The organism is Streptomyces sp. NBC_01428 (assembly GCF_036231965.1).
GTDB lineage: Bacteria > Actinomycetota > Actinomycetes > Streptomycetales > Streptomycetaceae > Streptomyces.
In genome coordinates this window covers 143367-156859 of the sequence record NZ_CP109499.1, presented here as the reverse complement: position 1 = coordinate 156859, position 13493 = coordinate 143367, and the positions used below count along the sequence as shown (strand labels likewise).

Genomic DNA, 13493 nt, shown 5'->3' with positions numbered 1-13493 from the left:
CCCTCCCATCCGCGAAAGGCACCCACCGATGTCGACTTTTCACGTGATCGACGGCACCGTCGCCCAGGACGTCATCACCTCCGCGCCGTCGGAGATCCTGGAGATCGTGCGGGACACCTATCTCCAGCACAGCCGCGGCGCCACCGTGAACCCGGACAGCTACTTCCTGCGCTTCCCCGACAACCCCGGCGCCCGCATCATCGCCCTCCCCGCCCACCTGGGCGGCGAGGCACCGGTGTCCGGCCTGAAGTGGATCGCCAGCTACCCGGAGAACGTGCGGCAGAACCTTCCCCGCGCCTCCGCCGTGCTGCTCCTCAACGACGCGGAGACCGGCTACCCGTTCGCCTGCCTCGAAGCGTCCCGCATCAGCGCCGCCCGCACGGCCGCCTCCGCCGCGCTCGCCGTGGAGACGCTGGCCCCCGACGAGGCGCCCCGCACGGTCCTCTTCGTCGGCGCCGGCATCATCGGCCGCACGGTCTCCGACTTCCTCGCCGCCCGTGGACTCAACGTCCGCGAGTGCCTCGTCCACGACCATGTGGAGGCGTACGCCGAGAAGTTCGCCGCCTACGCGACCGACACCCACGGTTGGCAGGCCAGAGCCGTGTCCGAGATCGACGACGCCCTGGCCACCGCCGACCTGGTGGTCCTCGCCACCACCGCGCCGGCGCCCTGGCTCGCGGACGGCCAGACCCTGCTGCCGGACCAGCTCATCCTGAACCTGTCCCTGCGCGACATCCACCCCACGGTCATGGTCAAGTGCCACAACATCGTGGACGACATCGACCACTGCCTCAAAGCCCAGACCTCCCCCCACCTCACCGAGACGGAGTACGGCACCCGCGACTTCATCGACGGCACCCTCGCCGACGTCCTGCGCGGCACGGTCACCCTCGACCGCGACCGCCCCACCGTCTTCTCGCCGTTCGGCCTCGGCGTCCTGGACCTGGCGGTCGGCTGCCACATCTACCGCACCGCCCTGGACGCCGGCCGCACCACCGAAGTGCCCAACTTCTTCCCCGAGTTGACCCGCTGGTGAACTGACCACCGCGCGTCGACCCTCTTCGCCCCGGTCCCGGGTCCCCTCCGCTCCCATCGGAGGGGACCCGGGACCGGGGCGTTCCGGCGTGTACGCACGTGAGGTGGACGGCGGAGCCCGCGGTCAAGGCCGCCGTCGGCACCCGTGAGGGAGAGATGCCGACTGCCCCGCAGGCCAGGGCGCACCACGGAACGCGCACGAGGCGGACACCTCCACGTTCGGACCGGACCCGCGACGCTGGGGTGGGCGATCCTTCGTCCACCTCGGGCGGCGCCGCGGACGGTGAGCGCCCGGTGGTCGCGAACCGGGACCGCGCGGCCCGGCCATCACGCGAGAGAGAGTCCGGCCGGAGCGGCGACGCCCACCGGCGGGCCTCCAACCACCGTGCCGTGGAACAGATCCACCTGCTCGCCAACCCTCTCCTGACAGGGCCGCCGGGACCACGAGCCCAACCCCTGGCGGCCGTCGGGCCCCCGACAACGAAGAGCCGCCCCCCGCGTGAGCGGAGGGCGGCTCTTCGCCGTGCGGTACCCGTCAGGCCGGCAACAGCACCCCGGCCTCCCGGCCGGCGCCGTCCGTCACGGCCGCTCGTACCGCCGCGGCCACCACGGACAACTGCTCCTCACCCTTGACCATCTCCATATGGCGACCCGGCATCGGGCGGATGTCCAGGCCCAGCGGGTAGAGCCTGCTCCAGTGGGCGACATACCGGGCCTGCGGCACCTCGTCGCCGCTGCCGTCACGCACGGTGTCGCTGACGAACAGTGTCGCGGGAACCGCCGAGCTCGCGGGACGGTAGGCGGCGAGTGAGCGGACCTCGGCCTCCAGGACCGCGTAGGGCAGCCACTCGTCGAGCGTGATCGCCGACTCCTCGATGTTCATCTCCGGAGCCAGACGCTTCATCTCCCGCTCCGTGGCGGCACGTTGGACGCCGGCCTGGTCCTGACCGAGCCGCCACAGGTCGTGCACCCGGCGGTACACCTCGGCGTGCCGCTGGAACCGGTCCTGCTGGTCAGCCCCGGTGACCGCAGGCTCCAACAGCAGCAGGGCGGCCACCGCCCGCGGGTCACGCACCCCCATCGCGTGCGCGATCACCGCGCCGGTCGACCAGCCGAGGATCGTGCACGGGCCCTCCGGCTGCACCCGGCGGATCTCCCGCCAGTACCGGTCCGCGATGTCCTCGAAGCCGACGAGCGGCGACTCACCCGCGTTCAGCCCCGGCGCCTGGACCCCGTACACGGTGAACGCCCCGGCCAGGCGCTGCGCGAGCGCCCGGTACGGATGGGTGCTGCCGCCTCCGGGATGCACGCAGAACAGCCGGGGCAGAGCGGGGTCGTCCTCGGACGAGAGCAGGACGACCAGCCCGCCGTCGGTCTCGGCCCGCATCTCCGGTGCGTCCAGCGCGGCGGCCAGACCGGCCACCGTCGGATGCCGCATGATCTGCTGGAGGGCGATGGGCAGCCCGGCCTCCCGGATCCGCGACACCATCCGCACCGCGCTGATCGACTGCCCGCCGAGTGCGAAGAAGTTGTCGTGGACACCGACGGTCTCGATGCCGAGGATGTCCACCCAGATGGCCGCCAGAATGCGCTCGGTGTCGGTGCGGGGGGCGGTGTAGGCGTTGCCGAGTTCGGGGCGTTCCGATCCGGGGGCGGGGAGGGCCTTGGTGTCGACCTTGCCGTTGGGGGTGAGCGGCAGCTGATCGAGTGTCACGTAGGTCGACGGGACCATGTAGTCCGGGAGCTGCTGCCGGAGGTGTGCGCGCAGGGCGTCGTTGTCGACCGGCTCGTTCGTGACGATGTATGCGGTGAGTTGTTTGTTGCCGGGGGTGTCTTCGCGGAGGGTGATGGTGGTGGTGTGGATGTGGGGGTGGGTGGTGAGGGCGTTTTCGATTTCGCCGAGTTCGATGCGGTAGCCGCGGAGTTTGATCTGGTTGTCGATGCGGCCGGTGAATTCGAGGGTGCCGTCGGGTCGCCAGGTGACGAGGTCGCCGGTGTGGTAGGTGCGGGGGTCGTGGGTGATGGGGAGGGGGTTGGGGGTGAAGCGTTGTTCGGTGAGTTGGGGTCGGTTGTGGTAGTTGCGGGCGAGGCAGATGCCGCCGAGGAGGGCGTGTCCGGGGATGCCGATGGGGGCGGGTTGGTTGTGGTGGTCGAGGACGTAGGTGGTGGTGTTGGTGATGGGTCGGCCGAGGGTGGTGGTGTTGCCGTTGGGGTCGGGGGTGGTGGTGAGGCTCATGACGTTGGCGACGGAGCCTTCGGTCGCGCCGTATTCGTTGGAGATGGTTGTGGTCGTGGTGCTGGTGTCGAGGAGTTGTGAGACGAGGGCGGGGGTGAGGTTTTCGCCGCCGGCGACGATGGTGGTGATGTGGTGGGTGGCCTGGCGGGTGGTGAGGTGGGCGGCGAGGATTTCCAGGTGGGAGGGGGTGGCTTTGAGGAAGCTGATGGGGACGTCGGTGAGGATGAGGTCGATGGCTGCGTCGAATGCGCTCTGGCCGGGCTGGAGTTCGGGGATGGCGAGCTGGGTGCCCTGGATGAGGGGGAGGAACAGGGCGGTGATGGTGAGGTCGAAGGTGACGGAGGAATACAGGATTGTCCCGATCCCGTCGGGGTCGGTGACGGGGTAGTTCTGGTCGCACCAGTGGAGGTAGTTGACGACGCCGCGGTGTTCGAGGGCGACGCCTTTGGGGCGGCCGGTGGAGCCTGAGGTGTAGATGATGTAGGCGAGGTCGTCCGGGGAGGCCAATGGTGCGGGATTCTCGACGGGTCCCTGGGGCCATTCGCTGTCGACGAGGAGGCGTGGGGTGTCTGCGGGGAGCCGGTCGGTGTGGTTGCTGCTGGTGATGATGAGGGGCGCCTGGGCGTCGTTGACCATGTAGGTGATGCGGTCGGTGGGGTAGTCGGGGTCGAGGGGGACGAAGGCGGCGCCGGCTTTCATGATGCCGAGCAGCGTCGCGATCAGCTCGGGGGAGCGGTCCAGGCAGACCGCGATCAGTGTGTCCGGGGTGATGCCCGTTCCCCGCAGGTGGTGGGCGAGTTGATTGGCTCGGGCGTTGACCTGTGCGAACGTCCACTGCTGGTCGCCGTGGGTGATGGCGATGGCGTCCGGGTCGGTGGCGACGCGGTCCTCGATGAGGGAGTGGATGGTCGCGGTGTCGGGGTAGGGGCCGGTGACGCCGTTCCAGTCGACCAGGATCTCCTGCCGCTCCCGCTCCGTGAGCATGTTCAACTCCGCGATGCGCGCCGCGGGAGCCGCCACGACGGACTCCAGCAGGGTGCGCAGGTGGCCGGCCATCCGTTCGATCGTCGCCGCGTCGAACCGGCTCCGGTCGTACACGAACCGGAACTCCAGGGCGCGGCCCGCCGACGCGACCAGGGTGAGCGGATATCCCGTGCGCTCGACGCAGTTGACCAGGCGCCGGGTCAGACCCTCGGGGAGGTCCGACGGCTTCTGCACCACGGGGTAGTTCTCGAAGACCAGAATGGACCGGAACAGCGCCTCTCCGCGTGCGATGCCGCTGTGCTTCTGCACGTCGACCAGGTGGCAGTACTCCCACTGCCGCATTTCCAACTGCTCGTCCTGGAGATCCCGCAGCCAGCCCGCGACCCCCATGTCGCCCGTGAGCCGGCCGCGTACCGGAAGCGTGTTGATGAACAGCCCCATCATCGAGTCCACACCCGGCAGTGCGATCGAGCGGCCCGAGATGGTCGAACCGAACAGCACCTCGTCGCGGCGGCTGTAGCGGGAGAGGAGAATCGACCACAGACCCTGCACCAGGGTGTTCATCGTGATCCGCTGGGACCGGGCGTAGTCGCGGGCCTGCGCGAAGAGTTCGGAGGAGGCGACCACCTCGCATTCTCCGACGCCCGTGTCCCCGGTCTCGCGGTCCACATGCAGGTCGGTCGGCTCGGTTACTCCAGCCAGGTACTTCTTCCAGAAGTCGGCTGATCCGTCGCCCTGTTGGGCGTTGAGCCACTCGATGTAGCGGCGGTACGGGGCGGCCGGCGGCAGCGCGGCAGGTGTGCCGTCGAGCAGACCACGGTAAAGGGCGAACAACTCCTTCTGGAGGATCTGCACACTCCACCCGTCGAGCAGGATGTGGTGGAACGACCAGACGACGTAACGCCGTGCCTCCGCCGTCCGCAGCACGGTCACCCGCACCAGCGGCGCCCGTGACAGGTCGAAGCCGCGCTCCCAGTCCTCCGCGAGGAAGGCCTCCAGCCGCCGCTCCTGGTCGGGCAGGCCGCGCAGGTCCCGTACCGCGAAGGGCACGGGGGCCTTGCGCTGAACCACCTGCACCGGTTCCGACACGCCCTCCCAGACGAACGCGCTGCGCAGGATCGAGTGCCGGTCGACGAGTTGCTGCCAGGCCTGTCCGAACAGCGCGTCCTCGAAGGGGCCTTCGACCTCCTCCGTCATCTGCACCATGTAAGGACGCGTGTCGGACGTGTCCTCCAGCGAGTGGTACAGCATCCCGAACTGCAGGGGCGAGAGCCCGTAGACGTCTTCCACGTTGTGCGTGCTCATATCGAGAACCTCTTCAGGATCGCGGCCATGTCGGTGTCACCGATGTCGGTGAGGGGGACGCCGGGGGTGGTCCGGCGGGAATCGGCGGCGCCTTCGGCACTGCCGGCGATCAGCGCGCGCAGGTGGCCGATCACTCCGTCGGCCAGCCGCTCGACGGTCTCCCGGTCGTGCAGCGCCGTCGAGTAGCCGACGTACACCCCGAACGTGTCGCCCTCGACGGCCGCGGTCACGTCGAGGACGTTCCAGCGCATGCCGTCGGGGCTGATCGAGTGGCCCTTGGGCTCGTCCGCGGGGGCGTACCGCCCGATGCCGGGGAGATCCCGGCTGAACTGCCCCAGGTAGTTGAAGTTGACCTCAGGAACCGGCTGCCGGCCCAGGACGGACGCCACGTCGGGTGCACCGAGATGACGCAGGATGCCGTAGCCGACGCCCTTGTTCGGGATCCGCCCCAGTTGCTCCTTGACGGAGTCGAGCGACTCGACCGGGCCGGCACCTGGCGCCAGTCGCAGCGCGACGGGGAACACGGACGTGAACCAGCCGACGGTCCGCGACAGGTCGACGTCGGAGAACAGGTCTTCGCGGCCGTGCCCCTCCAGACCGATCAGCGTCTCGTCGTCGCCCGTCCAGTCCCGCAGCGCCTGGGCGAGCGCGGTGAGCAGCGCGTCGTTGATCTGCGTGCTGAAGTTACGGGGCACGTCCCTGAGCAGGGCGCGTGTCTCGTCCGGGGTGAGCGTCGCCGCGACGGTGGACGCCGAGCCCAGGTCGTTGTGCCCGTCCCGGTCACGAGGAACCTGCCCGCCGGGTTTCGCCTCCGCCCAGTACGCGAACTCGGCGCGGGCCGCGTCCGACTCCGCGAACCCGCGCAGCCGTTCCGCCCAAGCCCGGAAGGACGTCGTCTTCGCGGGCAGCCGCGGCGTCCTTCCGGCGGCGCGCTGCTCGTAGCAACTGCCCAGGTCCTCCAGGAGGATCCGCCAGGACACTCCGTCGACCGCCAGATGGTGTACGGCGATGAGCAACCGCTGTCCCCGCGTCGCACCCAGCTCCAGCAGGGCACACCGGATGAGGGGGCCCTTCGCCAGGTCGAGCCCGTTCTGGGTCTCCTCCGCGATACCGAACGACACCGCGCTCAGGGCGTCGGCGGCGACATCGGACAGGTCGTGGACGTCGAGGACATCGGTGTCCACCGACTCGTCCAGGTACTGACGCCAGCCGTCATCACCGTTCTCGCAGCGCAGGCGCAGAGCGTCGTGGTGCTCGATCAGGTCGGTCAGCGCCAGTCGCAGGACGTCGGGGTCCAAGGCGTCGGTGGCCAGTAGTTCGGCCTGGTTGAAGTGGTCGAAGGCAGGCAGTTCCTTCTCGAAGAACCAGTGCTGGATCGGCGTCAGCGGTACGTCGCCCACCACGCGGCCCTGCTCCGCGTCGACCAGAGTGGTGGCGCCGGCGTGGACCGCGATCTCAGCGATCGTCTGGTGCTTGAAGATCATGCGCGGGGTGAGATGGAGCCCGAACTTCTTCGCCCTGGCGATCATCTGGATGCTGATGATCGAGTCGCCGCCCAGTTCGAAGAAGTTGTCGTGGATGCCGACGGTGTCGATGCCGAGGATGTCGCCCCAGACCGAGGCGAGCGTGCGTTCGGTGTCGGTGCGCGGGGCGGTGTAGCTGGTGGCGAGGTCGGGGCGCTCGGGGCCCGGGGCGGGGAGGGCCTTGGTGTCGATCTTGCCGTTGGGAGTGAGGGGGAGCTGATCGAGGGTCACGTAGGTGGCCGGGATCATGTAGTCGGGGAGCTGCTCCTGGAGGTGGGCTCGGAGTTCGCTGACGTCCGTGGTGTTTCCAGGGGTGTTGACGATGTATGCGGTGAGTTGTTTGTTGCCGGGGGTGTCTTCGCGGAGGGTGATGGTGGTGGTGTGGATGTGGGGGTGGGTGGTGAGGGCGTTTTCGATTTCGCCGAGTTCGATGCGGTAGCCGCGGAGTTTGATCTGGTTGTCGATGCGGCCGATGAATTCGAGGGTGCCGTCGGGTCGCCAGGTGACGAGGTCGCCGGTGTGGTAGGTGCGGGGGTCGTGGGTGATGGGGAGGGGGTTGGGGGTGAAGCGTTGTTCGGTGAGGTCGGGTCGGTTGTGGTAGTTGCGGGCGAGGCAGATGCCGCCGAGGAGGGCGTGTCCGGGGATGCCGATGGGGGCGGGTTGGTTGTGGTGGTCGAGGACGTAGGTGGTGGTGTTGGTGATGGGTCGGCCGAGGGTGGTGGTGTTGCCGTTGGGGTCGGGGGTGGTGGTGAGGCTCATGACGTTGGCGACGGAGCCTTCGGTGGCGCCGTATTCGTTGGAGATTGTCGTCGTGGTGGTGCTGGTGTCGAGGAGCTGTGAGACGAGGGCGGGTGTGAGGTTTTCGCCGCCGGCGACGATGGTGGTGATGTGGTGGGTGGCCTGGCGGGTGGTGAGGTGCGCGGCGAGGATTTCCAGGTGGGAGGGGGTGGCCTTGAGGAAGCTGATGGGCACGTCGGTGAGGATCAGGTCGATGGCCGCGTCGAAAGCGCTCTGTCCCGGCTGGAGTTGGGGGATGGCGAGCTGGGTGCCCTGGATGAGGGGCAGGAAGAGGGCGGTGATGGTGAGGTCGAAGGTGACGGAGGAATACAGGATTGTCCCGATCCCGTCGGGGTCGGTGACGGGGTAGTTCTGGTCGCACCAGTGGAGGTAGTTGACGACGCCGCGGTGTTCGAGGGCGACGCCTTTGGGGCGGCCGGTGGAGCCTGAGGTGTAGATGATGTAGGCGAGGTCGTCCGGGGAGGCCAATGGTGCGGGATTCTCGACGGGTCCCTGGGGCCATTCGGTGTCGACGAGGAGGCGTGGGGTGTCTGCGGGGAGTCGGTTGCTGTGGTTGCTGCTGGTGATGATCAGGGGCGCCTGGGCGTCGTTGACCATGTAGGTGATGCGGTCGGTGGGGTAGTCGGGGTCGAGGGGGACGAAGGCGGCGCCGGCTTTCATGATGCCGAGCAGGGTGGCGATCAGTTCGGGTGAGCGGTCCAGGCAGACCGCGATGAGGGTGTCCGGGGTGATGCCCGTTTCCCGCAGGTGATGGGCGAGCTGATTGGCGCGCTCGTTGACCTGCGCGAACGTCCACTGCTCATCCCCATGGGTGATGGCGATGGCATCCGGGTCGGTGGCGACGCGGTCCTCGATGAGGGAGTGGATGGTCGCGGTGTCGGGGTAGGGGCCGGTGACGCCGTTCCAGTCGACCAGGATCTCCTGCCGCTCCCGCTCCGTGAGCATGTTCAGCTCGGACAGGCGGGCGTCGGGGGTGGCCGCGACGGAGGTAGCGAGTGTGGTCAGGTGGCCGGCCATCCGCTCGATCGTCGCCCGCTCGAACAGATCCGTCCGATACTCCAGCGCCGCCAGCACCTCGCTGCCGGACTCCGCAGCCGTCAACTGAAGGTCGAACTTCGCGTCCTGACCGCCCACTCCGACCGGCTCGACGTCGAGTCCCGGCAGGCTCCACGCATCCCCGTCCGGAGTGTTCTGGAAGACGAACAGGGTCTGGAACAGCGGGTTGCGCGACAGGTCGCGGTTCGGGGCCAGCTCGTCGACGAGTCGCTCGAACGGCAGGTCCTGGTGGTCGTAGGCGCCCAGCGTGGTGTCCTTGACCCGGTCGACGAGCTCGGCGAACGTCGGGTCGCCGGACAGGTCGGTCCGCATCACCAGCGTGTTCACGAAGAAGCCGATCAGCGCCTCGGTCTCGGCACGGTTGCGGCCGGCGATCGGGGTGCCCACGGTGATGTCGTCCTGGCGGCCGTAGCGGGCCAGCACGATCTGGAACAGCGACAGCAGCGTCATGAACAGGCTCGCGCCTCGCCGTCCAGCCGTCTTCCTCAGCTGTTCCGCGACCTCGGCCGGCAGCGTGAAGTACACGGTGTCGCCTGCCGCGCCCTCGCGCTCGGCAGGGCGTCCGTGATCCGTGGGCAGTTCCAGCACCGGCACACCGGTCAGGCGTTCACGCCAGTACGCCAGCTGCGTCTCCAGGAAGTCGCCCGTGAGCTGCTCCCGCTGCCAGACGGCGAAGTCCGCGTACTGGACCGGGAGTTCCGGGAGCGAAGCCTCGCGCTCGGCCAGGGCCGCCGCGTACAGCTCACGCAGTTCGCGCGCCAGGATGCCCGAGGACCACCCGTCCGACACGATGTGGTGCAGCGTGATCAGCAGATACTGGTCGTCCTCCGCGACAGGGACCAGGTCCACGCGCAGCAGTCGACCGCCGTCCAGCTCGAACGGGCGTCGCGCCTCCGCCTCCAGGATCTCCTGCACGGCCCGCTCGCTGTCTTCGAGGGTGGCGTCGGCCCGGACATGGTGCACAACCGGCGTGACCGACCACGGCGCGTCCACCATCTGTGAAGGACGTCCGGAGTCGTCGGTGACGAACCTGGTCCGCAGGATCTCGTGCCGCGCCACCAGGCCCGTGAAAGCCGCGCCCAAGGCGCCGGCGTCCAGCTCGCCCCGTATGCGCAGGGCGAAAGGCACCAGATACTCGGCGCTGCCCGGCGTCAACTTGTCGAGGAACCAGAGACGTTGCTGGGCGAAGGACAACGGAAGGGCGGCCTCGGTTCGGTCGACCGGTACGAGCGGTGCCTCATCGGCCGTCGCCAGTTCACGCAGGGCCGCGGCCAGAGTCGCCGGGGTGGGCGACGTGAAGATGGTGCGGACCGGCACGTCGACACCGAGCTGCCGGCGCAGCCGGGACGTCACCTGCGTGGCAAGCAGTGAATGCCCGCCCAGCTCGAAGAAGTTGTCGTGGATGCCGATGGTGTCGATGCCGAGGATCTCTGACCAGACGGCGGTGACGATGTGCTCGGCGGTGGTGCGCGGGGCGACAAAGGAGGAGTCGAGGTCGGGGCGGTGGCTGTCGGGTGCGGGGAGAGCCTTGGTGTCGACCTTGCCGTTGGGGGTGAGGGGGAGCTGATCCAGGGTCACGTAGGTCGCCGGGACCATGTAGTCCGGGAGCTGCTCCTGGAGGTGGGAGCGCAGCTCGTGCGTGGTGGGGGCGGTGGTCCCGGGCGTGATGGTGACGTATGCGGTGAGTTGTTTGTTGCCGGGGGTGTCTTCGCGGAGAGTGATGGTGGTGGTGTGGATGTGGGGGTGGGTGTTGAGGGCGTTTTCGATTTCGCCGAGTTCGATGCGGTAGCCGCGGAGTTTGATCTGGTTGTCGATGCGGCCGATGAATTCGAGGGTGCCGTCGGGGCGCCAGGTGACGAGGTCGCCGGTGTGGTAGGTGCGGGGGTCGTTGGGGGTGTGGAGGGGGTTGGGGGTGAAGCGTTGTTCGGTGAGGTCGGGTCGGTTGTGGTAGTTGCGGGCGAGGCAGATGCCGCCGAGGAGGGCGTGTCCGGGGATGCCGATGGGGGCGGGTTGGTTGTGGTGGTCGAGGACGTAGGTGGTGGTGTTGGTGATGGGTCGGCCGAGGGTGGTGGTGTTGCCGTTGGGGTCGGGGGTGGTGGTGAGGCTCATGACGTTGGCGACGGAGCCTTCGGTGGCCCCGTATTCGTTGGAGATCGTCGTTGTAGTGGTGCTGGTGTCGAGGAGCTGTGAGACGAGGGCGGGGGTGAGGTTTTCGCCGCCGGCGACGATGGTGGTGATGTGGTGAGTGGCCTGGCGGGTGGTGAGGTGCGCGGCCAGGATCTCCAGGTGGGAGGGGGTGGCCTTGAGGAAGCTGATGGGGATGTCGGTGAGGATGAGGTCGATGGCTGCGTCGAAAGCGCTCTGGCCGGGCTGGAGTTCGGGGATGGCGAGCTGGGTGCCCTGGATGAGGGGCAGGAACAGGGCGGTGATGGTGAGGTCGAAGGTGACCGAGGAATACAGGATCGTTCCGATCCCGCCGGCTTCGGTGACCGGGTAGTTCTCATCGGACCAGTGCAGGTAGTTGACGACGCCGCGGTGTTCGAGGGCGACGCCTTTGGGGCGGCCGGTGGAGCCTGAGGTGTAGATGATGTAGGCGAGGTCGTCCGGGGAGGCCAATGGTGCGGGATTCTCGACGGGTCCCTTGGGCCACTCGGTGTCGACGAGGAGGCGTGGGGTGTCTGCGGGGAGTCGGTCGGTGTGGTTGCTGCTGGTGATGATGAGGGGCGCCTGGGCGTCGTCGATCATGTAGGTGATGCGGTCGGTGGGGTAGTCGGGGTCGAGGGGGACGAAGGCGGCGCCGGCTTTCATGATGCCGAGCAGGGTGGCGATCAGTTCGGGTGAGCGGTCCAGGCAGACCGCGATGAGGGTGTCCGGGGTGATGCCCGTTTCCCGCAGGTGATGGGCGAGCTGATTGGCGCGCTCGTTGACCTGCGCGAACGTCCACTGCTCATCCCCATGGGTGATGGCGATGGCATCCGGGTCGGTGGCGACGCGGTCCTCGATGAGGGAGTGGATGGTCGCGGTGTCGGGGTAGGGGCCGGTGATGCCGTTCCAGTCGACCAGGATTTCCTGGCGCTCCCGCTCCGTGAGCATGTTCAGCTCGGACAGGCGGGCGTCGGGGGTGGCCGCGACGGAGGTAGCGAGTGTGGTCAGGTGGCCGGCCATCCGCTCGATCGTCGCCCGCTCGAACAGATCCGTCCGATACTCCAGAACAGCGCGCAGCCCGTTCGACGACTCGACCGCCGTCAGGGTCAGGTCGAACTTGGCCACACCCCGTTCGATCTCGACCGGCTCGACATCCGTGCCGGCCAGCTGCCAGGCCTCGCCGTCCGCGCTCCCCGGCGCCTGAAGGACGAACATGGTCTGGAACAGCGGGTTGCGGGAGAGATCGCGCTCCGGCGCCACTTCCTCGACCAGCCGCTCGAACGGCAGGTCCTGATGGTCGTAGGCGCCCAGGGCGGTGTCCTTGACCCGCTCGACGAGCTCGGTGAACGTCGGGTCGCCGGATAGGTCGGTCCGCATCACCAGCGTGTTCACGAAGAAGCCGACCACGTCCTCGATCTCGGCCCGGTTGCGGCCCGCGATCGGGGTGCCTACGGCGATGTCGTCCTGGCGGGAGTAGCGGGCCAGGACGATCTGGAACAGTGACAGGAGCGCCATGAACAGGCTCGCGCCCTGCCGGCCGGCCGCCTCGCGCAGCCTCTCGGTGACCTCGCTCGGCACCGCGAAGGTCACCACGTCGCCGGTGCCACTCGTGTGCGCCGGACGCTGGTGGTCGGTCGGCAGCTCCAGGGGTGCGGAGTGCGCGAGGCGCTCGCGCCAGTACCCGAGCTGTCGCTCCAGGGCCGGCCCCGCGAGCTGGTCACGCTGCCAGGCGGCGAAGTCCGCGTAACGGATGGGCAGTTCCGGGAGCGAGGCCGCGCGCTCGGTCAGGGCCGCCGCGTACAGCTCACGCAGTTCGCGCGCCAGGATGCCCGAGGACCAGCCGTCCGACACGATGTGGTGCACCGTGAGCGACAGGAAGGTGTCGTCCTCCGTCAGGCGTACCAGGTCCGCCCGCAGGGGCCGGCCCGAGGTGAGGTCGAAGGGGCGCGTCGCCTCGGTGCGTAGCACCTCGCGACCGCGTTCCTCGGCGTGCGCGTCGCCCCGCAGGTCGTGCACGGTGACCTCGACCGGCCAGGGCGCGGTGATCACCTGCTGCGGCGTACCGTCGTCGTCCGCCGAGAACGCCGTCCGCAGGACTTCGTGCCGGGCCACCAGGCCGGACAGCGCCGTCTCCAGGGCCGCGACGTTCAACGGACCCAGGACACGCAGTGCCGTCGGCACCAGGTAGTCGGCGCTTCCGGGGGACAGGCGGTCCAGGAACCACAGCCGCTGCTGTGCGAACGACAGCGACAGCGGTCCGGCGGCCTCCTCGGCTCCGCGTACGATCCGGTCCGCGTCCGCACGCCGTCGCATGCGGGACAGCAGCCGCGCCTCGATCGAGTTCTCGCCCATGATGATGTCCGTCCTCATTCTCTTCGTGTGGGCAACGGGTCTCTGCGTGTGGGCAGCGG

At 68.7% G+C, this 13493-nt stretch carries 3 protein-coding genes; 1 reads left to right on the top strand and 2 read right to left on the bottom strand.

Annotated elements, in window-relative coordinates:
* Nucleotides 1-28: 28 nt before the first annotated feature.
* Nucleotides 29-1036, top strand: a complete 1008-nt coding sequence (sbnB, locus tag OG406_RS00440; RefSeq protein WP_164374358.1) for a 2,3-diaminopropionate biosynthesis protein SbnB — start codon at nt 29-31, stop codon at nt 1034-1036.
* A gap of 534 nt (nt 1037-1570) precedes the next feature.
* Here the strand turns inward: sbnB and OG406_RS00435 are convergent.
* Both OG406_RS00435 and OG406_RS00430 read right to left on the bottom strand, forming a co-directional pair.
* Entirely contained in the window at nt 1571-5560 is a 3990-nt protein-coding gene (locus tag OG406_RS00435) for an amino acid adenylation domain-containing protein (protein ID WP_329183135.1), read from the bottom strand.
* On the bottom strand, nt 5557-13452 hold the full coding sequence (locus OG406_RS00430; protein WP_329183134.1) for a non-ribosomal peptide synthetase: 7896 nt from the start codon (nt 13450-13452) through the stop codon (nt 5557-5559). Before OG406_RS00430 ends, OG406_RS00435 begins: the two co-directional genes overlap by 4 nt.
* Between the last annotated feature and the right edge of the window lie 41 nt (nt 13453-13493).